The following is a 17395-nucleotide window of genomic DNA, read 5'->3' as shown; positions in this document are numbered from 1 at the left end:
CTGTCGGAGTGAGCCTGCGCGCGATCGCGGTGTGTCAGGCCATGATGTTTTGAATGTGCAGCCGCCATCGCGAGCAGGCTCACTCCTACAATTGGATTGTGTCAGGCATAAAAAAACCCATGATCGCTCATGGGTTTTTCATTTCAGCGACTGCCGTTTTACGCCGGCGCCGAAGTACGGATCAAGTGATCGAACGCACTGAGGGAAGCCTTGGCGCCCTCGCCCACTGCAATCACGATCTGCTTGTACGGCACAGTGGTCACGTCGCCGGCCGCGAAGATCCCCGGGATCGAGGTCTCGCCACGGTTGTCGACGATGATTTCACCACGCGGCGACAGCTCGATGGTGCCTTTGAGCCAGTCGGTGTTCGGCAGCAGACCGATCTGTACGAAAATCCCTTCCAGCTCGACGCTGCGCAGTTCGTCAGTATTGCGATCCTTGTAACGCAGGCCGTTGACCTTCTCGCCATTACCGGTGACTTCAGTGGTTTGCGCACTGGTGATCACGGTGACGTTCGGCAGGCTGTGCAGTTTGCGTTGCAACACCGCGTCGGCACGCAGTTGCACGTCGAACTCCAGCAGTGTCACGTGGGCAACGATACCGGCCAGGTCGATGGCCGCTTCAACGCCGGAGTTACCGCCGCCGATCACCGCCACGCGCTTGCCTTTGAACAGCGGGCCGTCGCAGTGCGGGCAGTACGCCACGCCCTTGTTACGGTATTCCTGCTCGCCCGGCACGTTCATTTCACGCCAGCGTGCGCCGGTCGCCAGGATCACGCTCTTGGCTTTCAGGGTTGCACCACTGGCAAAGTGGACTTCGTGCAACTCGCCGTTCTTGCCGGGAATCAGCTTGTCGGCGCGCTGCAGGTTCATGATATCGACGTCGTACTGCTTGACATGTTCTTCCAGCGCCGTCGCCAGTTTCGGGCCTTCGGTTTCCTGCACGGAAATGAAGTTCTCGATGGCCATGGTGTCGAGCACCTGACCGCCGAAGCGCTCAGCCGCCACACCGGTGCGGATGCCTTTACGGGCGGCATAGATAGCGGCCGACGCACCGGCCGGGCCACCGCCAACTACGAGCACATCAAAGGCTTGTTTGGCGCTGATTTTCTCGGCCTGACGCTCGATGGCGCCGGTGTCGAGTTTGGCGAGGATTTCTTCCAGGCCCATGCGGCCCTGGCCAAAGTTTTCACCGTTGAGGTAGATGCTCGGCACGGCCATGATCTTGCGATCGTTGACTTCGTCCTGGAACAACGCGCCGTCGATGGCGACGTGACGGATGTTCGGGTTCAACACAGCCATCAGGTTCAGCGCCTGGACCACGTCCGGGCAGTTCTGGCACGACAGCGAGAAGTAGGTTTCGAAGCTGAACTCGCCCTTGAGCGAGCGGATCTGTTCGATGACTTCAGCACTGGCTTTCGATGGGTGGCCGCCGACTTGCAACAGGGCCAGCACCAGCGATGTGAATTCATGGCCCATCGGGATGCCGGCGAAACGCAGGCTGATATCGGCACCCGAACGATTGATCGAGAACGACGGTTTGCGGGCATCGGTACCGCTGTCGATCAAAGTAATTTGGCTCGAAAGACTGGCAACGTCTTTCAGCAGGTCAAGCATTTCCCGGGATTTCGCACCGTCGTCGAGGGAAGCAACGATCTCGATCGGCTGGGTAACCCGTTCCAGGTACGATTTCAACTGGGCTTTAAGATTGGCGTCCAACATACGGGCGATCTCCTGTGTCTTTATTCGAGGCGAAAAAAAGCCCGAGCGAATCTCGCCCGGGCTTTTTCAATGGGCGGTGCAGCTTACTGAAGTAGGTGCGGAGTCCCGCCCTGTGTTGCGTGCGTCACAGACTCAGATCTTGCCGACCAGGTCCAGGGACGGAGCCAGAGTGGCCTCGCCTTCTTTCCACTTGGCCGGGCAAACTTCGCCTGGGTGAGCAGCAACGTACTGAGCAGCCTTGATCTTGCGCAGCAGCTCGGAAGCGTCACGGCCAACGCCGCCATCGTTCAGTTCAACGATTTTGATCTGGCCTTCAGGGTTGATCACGAAGGTGCCACGGTCAGCCAGGCCAGCTTCTTCGATCAGCACGTCGAAGTTGCGGGAGATGACGTGGGTCGGGTCGCCGATCATGGTGTATTCGATTTTGCCGATCGCTGGCGAGGTGTTGTGCCAGGCAGCGTGAGCAAAGTGGGTGTCGGTCGAAACGCTGTAGATTTCCACGCCCAGTTTCTGGAACGCAGCGTAGTTGTCGGCCAGGTCTTCCAGCTCGGTTGGGCACACGAAGGTGAAGTCGGCTGGGTAGAAGAACACTACGGACCATTTGCCTTTCAGGTCAGCGTCCGAGACTTGTACGAAGTCGCCGTTTTTGAATGCGGTAGCTTTGAACGGTTTTACTTGGCTGTTGATGATAGGCATTGATGACTCTCCGTCAGGGTTGTGAATTCGATGGGTGAATCCTACCCACTCACTCGACGGATGGCTCATTGGCAAACCTGATGCTGCTGATTTGTTTTCGCTATTAGCGGACTGTATTAATAGAAGAAAACCATATCTACGACGAAGCCGGTTTATCCGTAATCCGGGCCATCCCGTGAAAGGGGCTGGCTTCAACATAGCGCATGGCTGACTTCATATCCTTCCAGCCAACGTAACTCATCAACGATTTCAGATCCCAGCCGCTTTGATGCGCCCACGTGGCAAAGCCGCGGCGCAGGGAATGGCTGGTGTAGCGCTCGGCCGGGATGCCGGCGCGCTCCAGCGCCTGACGCAGCAGCGGAATGATGCTGTTGGCGTGCAAGCCCTCCTCGCTCAGATGGCCCCAGCGGTCAACGCCGCGAAACACCGGGCCGCGTACCAGCGCTGCCTCGGTGATCCAGTCGATATAAGCCTGCACCGGGCACAGCTTGAGCAGCGCCGGCGCCTGATACGTCTGCCCGAGGTTGTCGCGGTCGCCCTTGCTGCGCGGCAGGTAGAGGGTGATGCCGCTGCCGGCGTGCGCTTGCACATGCTCGATCTGCAGACGGCACAACTCGTCGCTGCGGAAGCCACGCCAGAAGCCCAGCAAAATCAGCGCCCGATCGCGATAGGCCTTGAGCAACTGCGGACGATCCTCATTTTGTCTGGCACTACTGGCTTCCTGCTCCAGCCAGTCGACCACTTGCTGCAGATCGTGCAATTGCAACGGTTCGGCCTGTTTTTCCTGCGCCGGATGCAGTGCGCGAATGCCTTTGAACACTTTGCGCACCACCGGCGCCTTGGTCGGATCGGCAAAACCCTGACTGTTGTGCCACTGCGCCAGCGCTGACAGCCGCAGTTTCAGTGTGTTGATGGACAGCACCCCGGCATGCTCGACCAGATACCGCGCCACGCTGTCGGCGGTCGCTGGCAGGAAGCCGCCCCACTTCACTTCGAAATGCTCGATCGCAGAACGATAGCTGCGGCGGGTGTTGTCACGGGTGGCGGCTTGCAGATAGCGATCGATCTCGCTCATGGGCAGTGTTCTCGCAGGCGTACTGATTGCTGGATGAAAAAACCGATTCAGGGGTCTGACATTGGGTAATACCAGTATATCCCGCCTGTGATTAATCAAGCATTTAACTTTATTTTCAGCGTGGTACACTGCGTACTTTGGTGGCATGTACCACAGTACGTAATGGTAGGAGTTAAAATGGCCCGTGGTGGCGTTAACAAAGCAGTGGTGCAGATCGCGCGCTCAGCGATTCTGGCCCGAGGCGAACACCCCAGCATCGATGCAGTACGCATCGAACTGGGCAACACCGGTTCGAAAACCACGATCCATCGCTATCTGAAAGAGCTGGATGACGGCAGCCAACCGGTCGAAGCGTCCGCGGAACCGATCAATGACGAGCTGACCGCACTGGTCTCGCGTCTCGCCCAGCGCCTGAAAGAACAGGCGCAAGAGCCGATCGAACAAGCGCGCGAGCAGTTCGAAGAGCAGCGCGAAACCCTGGAAGCGGAACTCAAGCAGGTGCGCCAGGCTCTTGAGCAACTGGAACAACAGCACGACATTCAAGGCGCAGCACTGGCCCGCGAATCCGAGGCGCTGAAAGAAACCCGCTCAATGCTGCAGACCGAGCAAACCCGTAACGCCGGACTCAATCAGGCGCTGGCTGATTTCGAATTGCGCCTGCAGGACAAGGACGAGCAGATCCGCTCGCTGGAAGAGAAACATCTGCACGCCCGTGATGCGCTTGAGCATTACCGCAACGCCACCAAAGAGCAGCGCGAGCAGGAACAAGCCCGTCACGAAGGACAGCTGCAGCAGTTGCAGATGGAATTGCGTCAGGCGCAACAAAGTGCGCTGGTGCGTCAGGACGAGATCACTCAGTTGCATCGCGACAACGAACGCCTGCTCACGGAAAACCGTGGAACTCAGCGCGAGCTGAGCCTGTTGCAGGATCAGCTCAAGCACAGCAACCAGCGTCAGGATCAGTTGCTGGAGCAAGCCACTCGCGTCGACAACGAGCGCACCCTCCTCCAGGAACGCCTGCGCGTGGCCCTGCTGGAAAGTCAGACGCTGAAACAGGATGCCGACGAACAGCGGCAGCTCAATCAGTCACTGGAAAAGGAGCTGACCAAGACTCAGGCCAGCCTCGAGGACAGCTTGCGTCTGGCGGCTACCGTTGCGGCAGCGCCAGACACAGCCAAAGCGAAGGACGCTTAAGCGCCGACCGGCGTACGCATGGTGACGAACTCTTCGGCGGCCGTCGGGTGCACCCCGATCGTGTCGTCGAAGTCACGCTTGGTCGCGCCAGCCTTCAGCGCGATCGCCAAGCCTTGGACAATCTCCCCCGCGTCCGGACCGACCATGTGGCAACCGAGCACCTTGTCGGTCTTGCCGTCGACCACCAGTTTCATCAGGGTTTTCTCCTGACACTCGGTCAGCGTCAGCTTCATCGGGCGGAAGCGGCTCTCGTAAATCACCACTTCATGCCCCGCTTCCCGCGCCTCTTCTTCGGTCAAGCCGACAGTGCCGATGTTCGGCAGACTGAACACGGCGGTCGGGATCATCTTGTAATCCACCGGACGGTATTGCTCAGGCTTGAACAAGCGCCGCGCCACCGCCATGCCTTCGGCCAGTGCCACTGGCGTCAGTTGCACCCGACCGATCACATCACCTAGCGCCAGAATCGACGGCTCGCTGGTCTGGTATTGCTCGTCAACCTTGATGAAACCTTTGTCGGTGAGCTGCACATCGGTGTTTTCCAGCCCCAGGTTGTCCAGCATCGGACGCCGGCCCGTGGCGTAGAACACGCAGTCGACTTCCAGCACGCGGCCATCCTTGAGGGTTGCCTTGAGGCTGCCGTCAGGCTGTTTGTCGATGCGCGCGATGTCGGCGTTGAATTGCAGATCCATGCCGCGCTTGGTCAGCTCTTCCTGCAGATGCTTGCGCACCGAGCCATCGAAACCACGCAGGAACAGATCACCGCGATACAGCAGTGTAGTGTTCGCGCCCAGACCGTGGAAAATCCCGGCGAACTCGACCGCGATGTAACCACCACCGACCACCAGCACCCGCTTCGGCAGCTCTTTGAGGAAAAACGCCTGATTGGAACTGATCGCGTGTTCGTGCCCCGGGATTTCCGGAATCTGCGGCCAGCCACCCGTGGCAATCAGAATGTTTTTCGCGGTGAAGCGCTCACCGTTGACCTCGACCTCGTGCGGGCCGACGATCTTCGCGTGGGCTTCGTGCAGGGTCACGCCGCTGTTGACCAGCAGGTTGCGATAAATGCCGTTGAGGCGATTGATCTCGCGGTCCTTGTTGGCGATCAGGGTCGTCCAGTCGAAATTTGCTTCACCCAGACTCCAGCCGAAACCGGACGACTGTTCGAAGTCTTCGGCGAAATGCGCGCCGTACACCAGCAGTTTCTTCGGCACGCAGCCGACGTTGACGCAGGTGCCGCCCAGGTAACGGCTCTCGGCCACCGCCACTTTCGCGCCGAAACCGGCGGCGAAGCGCGCTGCACGTACACCGCCGGAACCGGCACCAATCACATAAAGGTCAAAATCGTAGGCCATTGTTATCTCCTCGGCAGGCCAACAGCATACCCGCCGCCGTCTATTGGGCAAGCGCCGTGAGCAGCTTTTCGCCCGTCTCGGCGAAGTCGGGAAATACCTCCAAATAATAATATTTCTTGTTTGTTACTAAATCGTCGTGCTGCGTCTCGTCTTTGAACCAATGGATTTTTTCCCTCGAAGACAAGGAGTCGGCTGCGATGTTCGCGCCCATTACCCGTTCCATGACCCTGACTGTCGGCTTGTTCAGCATGGCGTTGAGTCCCGATCTGCTGGCTGAAACCGATCCTGAAACAGCGCCACAATCCGCCGCCCAGGCGCTGGAACTGGACGCCACCAGCGTCAGCGCCGAAGGCCTCGGCGTTAACACTGAAAACACTGATTCCTACACCACTGGCGCAATGAGCACCGCGACGCGGCTGAACCTGTCGATCAAGGAAACCCCGCAATCGGTGTCCGTGGTCACGCGCCAGCAGATGGATGATTTCAAGCTCGGTACCTTGTCCGAAGCCATGCGCCAGACCACCGGCATCGTCGTGCAACACAACGACTCGGATCGGGTCAGCTATTCGGCGCGGGGTTACCCGATCAACAATTTCCAGATCGACGGAATGCTCAACACCTTCGGGCGCATGAAGTCAGACTCGGACACCATCATCTACGACCGCATCGAAGTCGTACGCGGCGCCACCGGCCTGACCACCGGCGCGGGTGATCCTTCAGCGACGATCAACATGGTGCGCAAGCGCCCGACTGCCCAGTGGCAGGCACTGGCCGGGGTCAGTGGCGGCAGCTACGACAACTACTACAGCTATGTCGATGTCGGCGGGCCGCTGGCCTTCGATGGTCGGCTGCGCGGGCGTACGGTGCTGGCCTATCGCGACAGCCAGTCGTTCCGCGACAAATACGCGCTGCAGCGCGAGGTCGGCTACGGCATTCTCGAAGCTGATCTGACCGACTCCACGGTGCTTGCCGTCGGTTACGACTATCAGGACAAGCAGGTTCAGGGCACCTCCTGGGGCACCGTGCCGTACTGGAACGCCGACGGCAGCAAGGCCGGCCTCGGACGGTCGACCAACATGGCGACATCCTGGAGCTCCTGGCCACTGAAGGACAAGACCGCGTTCGTTACCCTGGACCAGCAATTGGGTAATGGCTGGAAGCTGAAGGCCGCCTACACCCACCGCGAAAGTGATACCGACGGCAAGGTCTATTACGGCGGCAGCGGATTCCCCGAAGCCGACCGCAGCGGCATGACGGCCTACATGGGGCACATGGTCGGCACGCAGAAAATGAGCGTGTACGACTTCAACCTGTCAGGGCCGTACCAGCTGTTCGGCCGCGAACACGAGATGATGTTCGGCTACGGCGAGGCGGAAAACCGCTCGACTTCGCCCTACGCCTTCAACAGTCCCCAAGCCGCCGACTACGGCAAGATCCGCGACTGGAAATACATGGGTGACATCGGCAAATTCGCCGACACTGTCACCGGCCTGCCGGGCGCGCGAGGCATCACTCGGCAAAAGGCCGGTTACCTCGCGACCCGTCTGAGCCTGACCGATGAGCTGCATGCAGTACTCGGCAGCCGCTATGGCAGCTGGAACGAATCCAGCACCGATTACTACTATGACGCGCAGCAAAAACTGACCAGCACCGATGCCACCCATCAACGCCAGAATGATATCTGGACGCCCTACGCCGGCCTGCTTTACGACCTGACGCCGGAGTACACGGTTTACGCCAGCTACACCGACATTTTCAAACCGCAGAGTAAGCGCGACAGCAAACGCAATTACCTCGACCCGGTGATCGGCAGCAACTATGAAGTCGGGCTCAAAGGCAGCCTGCTCGACGAACGCCTGAACCTGGCGACGGCAGTGTTCTGGAGCAAACAGGACAACGTCGCCGAGCGTGACAACTCGGCCCCCCCGGACCCGGTGAGCGGCGAGGAGTTTTTCAAGTCCGGCGGCAAGGGTAACAAGGTCAATGGCTTCGAGGCCGAAGTGTCCGGGGAAATTCTCAGCGGCTGGAACATGACCGCCGGCTACACCTACACCCATTCCGTCGACGGCGAAAAACAGCGCAGCAACACCGCTCAACCACTGAACATGCTGCGGCTGTCCACGGCCTATCGCCTGCCGGGCAACTGGCACGCATTGACCGTGGGTGGCGCGGTGAACTGGCAGAGCGACGTCTATGGCGCGGCTAACCGCCCGGTCGGGCGCGGCGCCAACGGCCGGATCATCACCGAACCGGCGCGGATCAACCAGGAGGCCTACACCGTGGTCAAGCTGATGTCGCGCTATGAGTTCGACAGGCATCTGTCGGCGTCGCTGAACGTCGATAACCTGTTCGACAAGAAGTATTACGACAACGTCGGCTTCTACAACGGCGTGTACTGGGGCGACCCGCGCACAGTGACGCTGAGCCTGGACTGGAAGCTCTGAGCGCACCGGTCCAACAAAACCCCTGTAGTGAGGGGATTCATCCCCGATGGGTCGCGAAGCGGCCCCACTCTCTCGGTGACGCGCAATGCGTCACCAAATCCCCTCGCCACCGCTGTTAACCCCGAGTTAATTCCCCGCCAGGACACTGTGCCCCGAGATCTGCTTCATGGACGAACGGCTCCCACGTTTTTCAGTAGGAGGCACCATGAAAACCACCACCGCCATTCTTGCCGGGCTACTCGCCCTCGGTTCCGCCAGCGCCTTTGCCGAGGGCGGCGCCGAACGCATGCGGCATTACTACGACAACTTCCCGGTCCACCACGCGCCAAGCGAACAGCCGACCGATAGCAAAGCAGCGGAACTGAAGGTTCCGAACGATCAGACCGCGCAAGTCACCGAGTCTTATCGCGACTGATTCACCGAGCAACCGATGGACCTCCGATGGCTCCGCTCTGGCCTCGGAGACGACAGTTGGGCGCCCTGTCCGGGGCGCCTTTTTTTATGCCTGCAGATCCTTGATCCAGAACAGCATACGGCCATGTTCCGGGTCGAACATGCCGGGGGCGAAGCCGAATTTGCGGTAGGAGTTCTGTGCCACCTCGTTGCCTTCGAGCACTTCCAGGGTAATCTTGCAGCAACCGCGCTGACGGCAGATTTCCTCGACCTTGCGCAGCATTTTCTGACTCAAGCCGAGGCCGCGAAATTTGCTCACGACCGCCACGTCATGGACATTGACCAGCGGCTTGCAGGCGAACGTCGAGAAACCTTCAAAGCAGTTCACCAGCCCTGCCGGCTCGCCACCGACGAACGCCAGCACACTGAACGCATGAGGCCTGCGCGCAAGTTCTTCCGGCACGCGACGCAACAGTTCCGGGTCAAGCGAATGGCCGCCGCCCATGGGATCTTCTGCGTAATGATTGAGCACGATGCCGATGGCTTCGGCGTGCAGTGGATTGGTGTAACTGGCTTGCAGCACAAGAATTTCTGCGGAATCCATTTCCATCCCCGATCATGGCCCCGGCGTGCAAAGTGCGCACCTGAAAGGCTGTTCGACCTTACCGCGAGGATGTTGCGGGCCACAACCGGATCTTTTGATTTCCAGGCTTCAGCGCCCCCAGATCAGCTCTTCGGTCCAGCCCAACTCGGCAAAATCCTGAGCACGCAACCCGCTCTCGCCGGCGCAGAAAAACTCATCCAGCTGCGGCGGTTTTACCGAGGTCGCGCTGAGCATCGCGTGCACCTGCCCACGATGATGGATCTGATGCTCGAACAGGTGCGACAGCATACGCAAGCGACTGTCATGCTGCGGCGTTTCCCGGGCGATGGTGACGATCCGCCCCAGATCGGCATCGCGCAGTTGTTCGCAATAAGCGATCAAGCGGCGGTCCACGTGTGCCTGCTCTTCACGCAGCGCTGCGGCCTCGGTAAACGGCTCGTCATGGTTGAAAAACACATAGCAATCAGGATGCGGTTCATCACCGCGCAACTCACGCTCCAGAGCGTCGACGTAGAACCAGTCGCAGGTGAGGATGTGATTGAGGGTGAGGCGGATACTCGGAAAGAAGCTGGTTCGCGGCGCCGCCAGCTCAGTGGCATCGAGCTGAGTCCACGCTTTGCCCAGGCGATGATTGGCCCACGCGTTCTGGTAAGCCATGGTCAGTAAATGATGCGACAACGGTTGACTCATGCTCGCGCCCTCTGCGCTCAGGATTCGGCAAAACGCTGCAGCTGCATCTCCTGCAAACGGCTGAGGGTGCGCCGGAACGGGAATTCCAGATAACCCTCGGTGTACAGCGCCTCCATCGGTACCAGGGCCTCGATGTACAGCGGCACTTTACGGTCGTAACACTCGTCGACCAAGGCAATGAAACGGCGTACACCGTCGTCGTGCACCGACAGTTGCGGCAACTCACGGTCACCGGCCACCACCTGCGCCGAGCCGTCCTCGGTGCCGCGAGCGATGCGCCCTTCGCGTTTCTGCGCGCTGAGGTTCGGCACGTCGCTCAACAGAATAGATCGATAGTTGTCGCACAGTGCGATGAAATCCATCGCGGCAAATGGTTGCTCGCAGAGATCGGCATAGCGGCACCAGAGCACCGTCGCACTGGCTTGCACCACGTTCAGCACACGATGGCCGACGGGCACCGGCTCGGCGCTGGCGGGCTGCCCGGCGTTGAGTGACTGGAAGACCTGCTCCAGAGCACTGCCCAGTCCCGGCGCAGCGACAAAATAGCGCTGCTGACCCGCGCCCGGATGCAGGCGATGATCCTCGGCACCATTTACCGCCACCACTTGCATGTGCGCCTTGATCGCGGCAATCGCCGGGACAAACCGATCACGGTTGAAGCCGTCGGCGTACAGCTCATCCGGCGGCAGGTTAGAGGTGCAGACCACCACCACGCCTTCGTCGAACATCACCTGAAACAGCCGACCGAGGATGATCGCATCGCCGATGTCATTGACGAACAGTTCGTCGAAACACAGCACCCGCACTTCCGCCGCCAGCTCCTTGGCCAGCGCCCGCAACGGGTCGGCGATGCCGGTAAGCTGGAACGAGCGCTGGTGCACCCAGCCCATGAAATGATGAAAGTGCTGCCGTCGCGCCGGCACCCGCAGGCTCTGATAGAACTGATCCATCAACCAGGTCTTGCCGCGCCCGACCGGCCCCCACAAGTACACGCCAGTGACCGAACGGGCACCGGTGTGCAAGGCTTCATGGCATTTTTGCAAGGCCCAGACCGCATGCTCCTGGGCTTCATCCTGGATGAAACCCTTGTGCTCGATCGCGTGTTGCCAGGCGCTTAAAGGAGAGTCGAAAGTCATGCGCGGCAGTATGCCACGATGTCCCTGAAAAACAGGTGCCCTTTTGTGGGAGCGGGCTTGCTCGCGAAGGCGCCGGGGCAGCCAACATCACCGTTGAATGACACACCGCATTCGTGAGCAAGCCCACTCCCACATGGGTTCTGTGGGGAGTCGAAGATCGACTGTATATCTCGCGACCTCAAAACAGCGTGCAGCAACTGCCTGGAATACAACCCCCTGTGGGAGCGGGCTTGCTCGCGAAGGCGTCGGGGCAGCCAACATCACCGTTGAATGACACACCGCATTCGTGAGCAAGCCCACTCCCACATGGGTTTTGTGGGGGGCAAAGATCGACTGTATATCTCGCGACCTCAAAACAGCGTGCAGCAACTGCCTGGAATACAACCCCCTGTGGGAGCGGGCTTGCTCGCGAAGGTGTCGGGGCAGCCAACATCACCGTTGAATGACACACCGCATTCGTGAGCAAGCCCACTCCCACATGGGTTCTGTGGGGAGTCGAAGATCGACTGTATATCTCGCGACCTCAAAACAGCGTGCAGCAACTGCCTGGAATACAACCTCCTGTGGGAGCGGGCTTGCTCGCGAAGGGGCCGGGGCAGCCAACATCACCGTTGAATGACACACCGCATTCGTGAGCAAGCCCACTCCCACATGGGCTTTGTGGGGTGTCAGCGGTCGACTTTGTGTCGCGCGGCGTAAAGGCAGAGCATTTCCATTGCCAGGGTGGCCGCTGCCAGCGACGTCACGTCCGCATGGTCGTAAGCCGGAGCCACTTCCACCACGTCCATGCCCACCAGATTGATCCCGCGCAAACCGCCGAGGATTTCCAGCGCCTGCAACGTGCTCAGCCCGCCACACACGGGAGTGCCGGTGCCCGGGGCAAAGGCCGGATCCAGGCAATCGATATCAAACGTCAGGTACACCGGGTGATCGCCGACCCGCGCGCGAATCGCCTCGACTATCGCCTCGCAGCCACGCCGATGCACCTGGCGGGCATCAAGCACGGCAAAGCCCTGATGATCGTCATTGGTGGTGCGCAAACCGACCTGCACCGAGCGCGCCGGATCCACCAGCCCTTCCCTGGCCGCGTGCCAGAACATGGTGCCGTGATCGACACGTTTGCCGCCCTCGTCCGGCCAGGTGTCGCTGTGCGCATCGAAGTGGATCAGCGACAGTGCGCCGTGTTTGCGCGCATGAGCCTTGAGCAGCGGATAGGTGATGAAATGGTCGCCGCCAAACGTCAGCATCGCGCTGCCAGCTTGAAGAACGCGTTCGGCGTGAGCCTCGATGCTTTCCGGGATGGTGTGCGGCGAGCCGTAATCGAAATCGCAGTCGCCGTAGTCGATCACCGCCAGATGATCGAACGGATCGAACGCCCACGGCCAGTGCCGTTCCCAGGCGATCCCGGTGGATGCGGCGCGAATCCCCCGTGGGCCGAAGCGTGCGCCCGGGCGGTTGCTGGTGGCGGTGTCGAACGGAACCCCGCTGACCGCCACGTCGACGCCGCGCAAATCACGGCTGTAGCGACGACGCATGAAACTGGTGATCCCGGCGTAGGTGCTTTCGGCGGCAGTGCCGTACAGGCTGTCACGGGTCAGGGCTTGGTCGTTGAGCATCGGCACGTCCATCGGTGTGCTCCTTTTGTTATTGATGGCTACGGAAAGTGGTCCACAGACGCGTGCGCTGACGCATGTCCTTGAGGCTCATGCTGCGGTCGGCGTACAGGCGTTCGCGCATTTCGGCGGGCGGATAGATGTCCGGATCGTTGCGCACCGCCTCATCCACCAGCGGCGTCGCGGCCTGGTTGGCGGTGGCGAAAAACAGCGTATTGGTCAGCTCGGCCACCGACTCGGGGCGCAGCATGAATTCGATGAACGCCCGCGCCGCTTGCGGGTTTGGCGCGTCCTTGGGAATGGCCAGATTGTCCTGCCAGATCAACGTGCCTTCGCGCGGAATCCGGTAGGCGACTTCGTAGGCTTTGTTGGCCTTGTGCGCCTGATCGGCGGCCATGCTCACGTCGCCGTTGTAGGTCAGCGCCAGACAGACACTGCCATTGGCCAGATCGTTGATCTGCCGGCCGGTGGAGACATACAGCACCGACGGCTGGAGTTTCTGCAACAAGGCTTCGGCGGCGGCCAGATCATGCTTGTCGGTGCTGTAGGGATCCTTGCCGAGGTAATGCAGCGCCAGACCAATGACTTCCTGCGGCGAATCGAGCACGGCAATCCCGCAGTCCTTGAGTTTGCTGGCGTACTCGGGTTTGAACAGCAGATCGAGGCTGTTCAGCGGCACGTCCGGCAAGCGCTTTTTCACCGCCTCGACGTTCAGCCCCAACCCGAGTGTGCCCCAGGTATAAGGCACGGCGTAGCGATTGCCGGGATCGACGGCGGCGAGTTTTTCCAGCAGATCGGGATCAAGATTGGCGTAGCCCCGGAGGCCTTCATGCGGGATTTCCTTCAGCGCGCCCGCTGCCAAACCCCGGGCCAGCACGCTGGACGACGGCACCACCACGTCATAACCGCTGCCGCCGGTCAGCAGTTTGGTTTCCAGCACCTCGGACGTATCGAAGGTGTCGTAGCGCACATGAATGCCAGTCTCCTGCTCGAAACGCTGCAGCGTCTGCGCCGGCACGTAATCGGCCCAGCTGTAAAGATTGAGGGTTTTGTCCTCCGCCTGGGCATTGAGGGCCACGGACAGCAACAGCGCGGGAAAACACAGCTTGGACACGGGAACCATGACGAACACCTGACCGGAGGAAGTGGTGGCAGGATGCGCCGTCGGATACATTGCAGAAATATCAAGTTTGTTAACCTGACTATATCCCGGAGTAATGTAATGCTCGGTCAGCTTCACGACATCGATTTGCAGTTGCTGCGCCTGTTTGTGCGAGTCGTGGAATGTGGCGGCTTCAGCGCGGCGCAAGGTGAATTGGGCCTCAGCCAGTCGAGCATCAGTCAGCAAATGGCCAAACTTGAGACCCGCCTCGGTTATCGCCTGTGCAGCCGCGGCAAGGGCGGTTTCAGCGTCACGCCCAAGGGTGAGCAACTGCTGATCGCGATTCGCGCACTGTTCCAGTCCATCGAGACGTTCCGGCATCAATCCAACGGCGTTGCCGGACGGTTGATCGGTGAGGTGCGGCTGGGTTTGTCCGAGGCGGTTGATCAGTCGGTGCTGCTGCGGGTGGCAGATGCGATCCGGCGCTTTCGCGAGCGCGATGAGTCGGTGCGCATCGAGTTGATCAGCGCGATGCCCGGCGAGATGGAGCGCCTGCTGCTGCAACAGCGGCTGGACCTAGCCATTGGTTATTTCTCCCAGGTGCAGAGCGCTTTCGATTACCGCGAGCTGTTCCGGGAAACCCAGCATTTGTATTGCGCGCAGGGGCATCCGCTGTTCAGCGTCGATGCGCCGGATGATGCGGCATTGCAGGCCTGCGACCGGGTGGATCATCCGTACCGGTTCACGCGCACGGACGAGCCATTCCCGGACAAGCGCTTTTCCGCGCGTTCGGAACAGGTCGAGGGCACCCTCGCCTTTATTCTTTCCGGCAAGCATGTCGATTATCTGCCCGATCACTACGCGCGGGTCTGGGAGGACAAGGGCTTGCTACGCGCGCTGCGGCCTGGGGAATTGAGTTTCGAAGTGGCGTTTCATCTGGCCCGGCACCGCGCGCAGGTGCCGGGGGATGCGCAGAAGGCGTTTGAGGAGGATTTGCTCGCAGCCTTCACCTGAAAAATTTCTGCCAGCAAATAACCCTGTAGCGAGGGGATTTATCCCCGATGGGCGCGAAGCGGCCCGGCTCTTTGGTATTCAGGAGCTGGGCCTGCTACGCAGTCCATCGGGGATAAATCCCCTCACCACAGAAACAGCAACCAGTTCAAACCCCGTATTTCTTGACCTTTCAGGCAATTTTTGCTCGTTGCCCTCGCCATCCTCTTCCGGCATCCTGCGCCTCCATTTTCTGACCCGGCCCCGCCTTACGGCGCGCAAAACACCATGACCGCCTCTGAAAAAGTCCCGCGCAACAACGATCTGCTCTACGGCCTCAACGACCGTCCGCACCTGACTGCAACCGTCTTCGCCGCGCTGCAACACGTGTTGGCGAGCTTCGTCGGCATTATCACCCCGACCCTGATCATGGGCGGCGCCCTCGGTCTGCAAAGTGAAATTCCGTACCTGATCAGCATGGCGCTGTTCGTTTCGGGCCTCGGCACGTTCGTTCAAGCCAAGCGTTTCGGCCCGGTCGGTTCCGGTCTGCTGTGCCTGCAAGGCACCAGTTTTTCCTTTATCAGCGTGATTCTCAGCGCCGGGTTCATGGTCAAGGCCCGGGGCGGCGGCACCGATGAAATTCTCTCGACGATTTTTGGCGTGTGCTTTTTCGCCGCGTTCATCGAAGTGGTGCTGAGCCAGTTCATCGGCAAACTGCGGATGCTGATCACCCCGGTGGTCACCGGCACCATCATCACCTTGATGGGCCTGTCGCTGATCAAAGTGGCGATGACCGACATTGCCGGCGGCTTCGGCGCACCCGATCTGGGCGCCGCCAGCCATGTGTTTCTGGCCGCGCTGGTGATCGGCACTATCGTTGTGCTGAACCGCGTCGACGTGCCGTTTCTGCGCCTAGGCGCGATTGTCATCGGCCTGACTCTCGGCTACATGGTCGCCTGGCTGATGGGCACGGTGGATTTCGCCTCGATGCCCGAAGTGCCGCTGGTCAGCGTGCCGGTGCCGTTCAAGTACGGCTTCAATTTCGACTGGGTGGCGTTCGTGCCGGTGGCGGTGATCTTCCTGGTTTCGCCGCTGGAAGCGGCCGGTGACCTGACCGCCAACTCGATGATCTCGCGGCAACCGGTCAAGGGTCCGCTGTACATCCGCCGAATCAAATCCGGTCTGCTCGCCGATGGCCTCAACTCGGCGATGGCAGCGGTGTTCAACAGCATGCCGATGGTGACGTTCGCGCAGAATAACGGCGTGATCCAGTTGACTGGCGTGGCCAGCCGCTACGTGGCGTTCTTCATCGCCGGCCTGCTGGTGCTGCTGGGGCTGTTCCCGATGATCGGCGCGGTGCTGCAACTGATGCCTAAACCGGTGCTCGGCGGCGCTGAACTGGTGATGTTCGGCACCGTGGCCGTGGCCGGGATCAAAATCCTCGCCGAGGCCGGCCTGCATCGGCGCAACATGCTGATCGTGGCGATCTCCGTGGGCATGGGCCTGGGCATCGCCGCCGTGCCGGAAGTGCTGCGCGAGTTGCCGCAAGCGCTGCGTAACATCTTCGAATCGCCGATCACCGTCGGTGCGTTGTGCGCTATCGTGCTGAATATCTTCCTGCCGGAAGAATTCATTGAGCTGGAAGAAGACGATTTCGATCCGGAAGCGTCGATTCTGCAGGTCATGGAAAACCCCGATCTGCCGGCCAAAGCTGAACCTGCTTCTGCAGCGGCGGTCGCACAGTTGAACCGCTGACGCTGCGCCATGAAAAAAGGGCTGAGCCGACAACGGTTCAGCCCTTTTTCGTTGAGAGACTGTTTATGCGCCGCGTCCACGCCGTCATCCTGTCCCTGCTGCTGTTGTCCCTGAGCGCCTGCGCGCTGTTTCCCAACCGCGATCCGGTGAACATCAACGTGGTCGGCCTCGAACCGTTGCCGAGCCAGGATCTGGAAGTGCGTTTCGCGATCAAGTTGCGGGTGCAGAACCCCAATGAGACGGCCATCGATTACAACGGCATCGCCCTGGATCTGGAGGTCAATGGCCGTCCACTGGCCTCGGGCGTCAGCGATCAGACCGGCTCGATCCCGCGCTTCTCGGAAACCGTGGTCAGCGTGCCGGTCAGCGTTTCCGCGTTCTCGGTACTGCGCCAGACTCTGGGTTTGAGCCAGACACAAACCCTCGACAACCTGCCCTACGTACTGCGCGGCAAACTCGCGGGCGGCGTGTTCGGCACCATGCGATTTGTCGACAGTGGCAAGCTGAGTTTGCCGAAGGCCACTGCTGCGACGTGGTAACCCACTAAACACACAAGTCTCCTGTAGGAGTGAGCCTGCTCGCGATAGCGTCATGTCAGTCAATAAAGGTGTTGGCTGATCTGACGCC

16 protein-coding genes are annotated in these 17395 nt (G+C 60.4%); 6 read left to right on the top strand and 10 right to left on the bottom strand.

Annotated features, from left to right (window positions below; all coding sequences use genetic code 11):
* Positions 1–158: 158 nt before the first annotated feature.
* From ahpF to QMX91_RS19905, 3 genes are all read right to left on the bottom strand, one after another.
* A complete protein-coding gene (gene ahpF / locus QMX91_RS19915; RefSeq protein ID WP_282413237.1) occupies positions 159–1721 on the bottom strand; it encodes an alkyl hydroperoxide reductase subunit F in 1563 nt (520 codons plus the stop codon).
* A 132-nt stretch (positions 1722–1853) separates the two neighbouring features.
* On the bottom strand, positions 1854–2417 hold the full coding sequence (ahpC, locus tag QMX91_RS19910; protein ID WP_003224621.1) for an alkyl hydroperoxide reductase subunit C: 564 nt from the start codon (positions 2415–2417) through the stop codon (positions 1854–1856).
* 136 nt (positions 2418–2553) lie between these two features.
* Positions 2554–3492 (bottom strand): site-specific integrase, encoded by a 939-nt coding sequence (locus QMX91_RS19905; protein WP_134786313.1) that lies wholly within the window; start codon positions 3490–3492, stop codon positions 2554–2556.
* A gap of 177 nt (positions 3493–3669) precedes the next feature.
* Between QMX91_RS19905 and QMX91_RS19900 the strand changes: the two genes are divergently transcribed.
* Positions 3670–4686: a DNA-binding protein gene (locus QMX91_RS19900; RefSeq protein ID WP_282413236.1), complete on the top strand. Its 1017-nt coding sequence runs from the start codon at positions 3670–3672 to the stop codon at positions 4684–4686.
* Here QMX91_RS19900 and gorA read toward each other — a convergent pair.
* The gene (gene gorA / locus QMX91_RS19895; RefSeq protein ID WP_282413235.1) at positions 4683–6041 is read right to left on the bottom strand and encodes a glutathione-disulfide reductase; all 1359 of its coding nucleotides are present in this window, start codon (positions 6039–6041) and stop codon (positions 4683–4685) included. The two genes, QMX91_RS19900 and gorA, sit on opposite strands and share 4 nt — an antisense overlap.
* A 40-nt stretch (positions 6042–6081) precedes the next feature.
* Positions 6082–6252: a hypothetical protein gene (locus QMX91_RS19890; protein WP_167797076.1), complete on the bottom strand. Its 171-nt coding sequence runs from the start codon at positions 6250–6252 to the stop codon at positions 6082–6084.
* Here QMX91_RS19890 and QMX91_RS19885 point away from each other — a divergent pair.
* Entirely contained in the window at positions 6239–8485 is a 2247-nt protein-coding gene (locus QMX91_RS19885) for a TonB-dependent siderophore receptor (protein ID WP_098963952.1), read from the top strand. The two genes, QMX91_RS19890 and QMX91_RS19885, sit on opposite strands and share 14 nt — an antisense overlap.
* A gap of 205 nt (positions 8486–8690) precedes the next feature.
* Complete coding sequence (locus QMX91_RS19880) at positions 8691–8900, top strand: hypothetical protein (RefSeq protein ID WP_097089648.1); 210 nt, start codon at positions 8691–8693, stop codon at positions 8898–8900.
* A gap of 84 nt (positions 8901–8984) precedes the next feature.
* Here the strand turns inward: QMX91_RS19880 and QMX91_RS19875 are convergent, their stop codons facing one another.
* From QMX91_RS19875 to QMX91_RS19855, 5 genes are all read right to left on the bottom strand, one after another.
* Positions 8985–9482, bottom strand: coding sequence for a GNAT family N-acetyltransferase (locus QMX91_RS19875; RefSeq protein WP_098968408.1), 498 nt, complete (start codon positions 9480–9482; stop codon positions 8985–8987).
* Positions 9483–9590: 108 nt separating this feature from the next.
* Complete coding sequence (locus tag QMX91_RS19870; RefSeq protein WP_202368079.1) at positions 9591–10172, bottom strand: DinB family protein; 582 nt, start codon at positions 10170–10172, stop codon at positions 9591–9593.
* A 17-nt stretch (positions 10173–10189) separates the two neighbouring features.
* On the bottom strand, positions 10190–11308 hold the full coding sequence (zapE, locus tag QMX91_RS19865; protein ID WP_098963950.1) for a cell division protein ZapE: 1119 nt from the start codon (positions 11306–11308) through the stop codon (positions 10190–10192).
* Positions 11309–11976: 668 nt separating this feature from the next.
* The gene (gene speB, locus QMX91_RS19860) at positions 11977–12936 is read right to left on the bottom strand and encodes an agmatinase (protein ID WP_282413234.1); all 960 of its coding nucleotides are present in this window, start codon (positions 12934–12936) and stop codon (positions 11977–11979) included.
* 16 nt (positions 12937–12952) lie between these two features.
* Positions 12953–14044 (bottom strand): polyamine ABC transporter substrate-binding protein, encoded by a 1092-nt coding sequence (locus QMX91_RS19855; protein WP_282413233.1) that lies wholly within the window; start codon positions 14042–14044, stop codon positions 12953–12955.
* A 99-nt stretch (positions 14045–14143) separates the two neighbouring features.
* On the opposite strand from QMX91_RS19855, the gene QMX91_RS19850 reads away from it, so the two are divergent.
* The 3 genes from QMX91_RS19850 to QMX91_RS19840 all read left to right on the top strand — a co-directional run bounded on the left by QMX91_RS19850 (position 14144) and on the right by QMX91_RS19840 (position 17307).
* Complete coding sequence (locus QMX91_RS19850) at positions 14144–15037, top strand: LysR family transcriptional regulator (RefSeq protein WP_282413232.1); 894 nt, start codon at positions 14144–14146, stop codon at positions 15035–15037.
* A gap of 264 nt (positions 15038–15301) precedes the next feature.
* Positions 15302–16768, top strand: coding sequence for a nucleobase:cation symporter-2 family protein (locus QMX91_RS19845; RefSeq protein WP_135295732.1), 1467 nt, complete (start codon positions 15302–15304; stop codon positions 16766–16768).
* 65 nt (positions 16769–16833) lie between these two features.
* Positions 16834–17307 carry an LEA type 2 family protein gene (locus tag QMX91_RS19840; protein WP_086791096.1) on the top strand — a complete coding sequence of 158 codons (474 nt, stop codon included), beginning with the start codon at positions 16834–16836 and terminating at the stop codon, positions 17305–17307.
* The last annotated feature ends 88 nt before the right edge of the window (positions 17308–17395 follow it).

Origin of the sequence: Pseudomonas sp. PS01299, assembly GCF_029960145.1 — a bacterium.
Taxonomy (GTDB): Bacteria; Pseudomonadota; Gammaproteobacteria; order Pseudomonadales; family Pseudomonadaceae; genus Aquipseudomonas; species Aquipseudomonas putida_A.
Note: the sequence above shows the minus strand (reverse complement) of the source record. Positions and strands in the feature narration are given on the sequence as shown.

Coding starts and splice junctions, on each gene's coding strand:
- ahpF (WP_282413237.1), bottom strand. CDS start 1,721: ATGTTGGACGCCAATCTTAAAGCCCAGTTGAAATCGTACCTGGAACGG.
- ahpC (WP_003224621.1), bottom strand. CDS start 2,417: ATGCCTATCATCAACAGCCAAGTAAAACCGTTCAAAGCTACCGCATTC.
- QMX91_RS19905 (WP_134786313.1), bottom strand. CDS start 3,492: ATGAGCGAGATCGATCGCTATCTGCAAGCCGCCACCCGTGACAACACC.
- QMX91_RS19900 (WP_282413236.1), top strand. CDS start 3,670: ATGGCCCGTGGTGGCGTTAACAAAGCAGTGGTGCAGATCGCGCGCTCA.
- gorA (WP_282413235.1), bottom strand. CDS start 6,041: ATGGCCTACGATTTTGACCTTTATGTGATTGGTGCCGGTTCCGGCGGT.
- QMX91_RS19885 (WP_098963952.1), top strand. CDS start 6,239: ATGTTCGCGCCCATTACCCGTTCCATGACCCTGACTGTCGGCTTGTTC.
- QMX91_RS19890 (WP_167797076.1), bottom strand. CDS start 6,252: ATGGGCGCGAACATCGCAGCCGACTCCTTGTCTTCGAGGGAAAAAATC.
- QMX91_RS19880 (WP_097089648.1), top strand. CDS start 8,691: ATGAAAACCACCACCGCCATTCTTGCCGGGCTACTCGCCCTCGGTTCC.
- QMX91_RS19875 (WP_098968408.1), bottom strand. CDS start 9,482: ATGGATTCCGCAGAAATTCTTGTGCTGCAAGCCAGTTACACCAATCCA.
- QMX91_RS19870 (WP_202368079.1), bottom strand. CDS start 10,172: ATGAGTCAACCGTTGTCGCATCATTTACTGACCATGGCTTACCAGAAC.
- zapE (WP_098963950.1), bottom strand. CDS start 11,308: ATGACTTTCGACTCTCCTTTAAGCGCCTGGCAACACGCGATCGAGCAC.
- speB (WP_282413234.1), bottom strand. CDS start 12,936: ATGGACGTGCCGATGCTCAACGACCAAGCCCTGACCCGTGACAGCCTG.
- QMX91_RS19855 (WP_282413233.1), bottom strand. CDS start 14,044: ATGGTTCCCGTGTCCAAGCTGTGTTTTCCCGCGCTGTTGCTGTCCGTG.
- QMX91_RS19850 (WP_282413232.1), top strand. CDS start 14,144: ATGCTCGGTCAGCTTCACGACATCGATTTGCAGTTGCTGCGCCTGTTT.
- QMX91_RS19845 (WP_135295732.1), top strand. CDS start 15,302: ATGACCGCCTCTGAAAAAGTCCCGCGCAACAACGATCTGCTCTACGGC.
- QMX91_RS19840 (WP_086791096.1), top strand. CDS start 16,834: ATGCGCCGCGTCCACGCCGTCATCCTGTCCCTGCTGCTGTTGTCCCTG.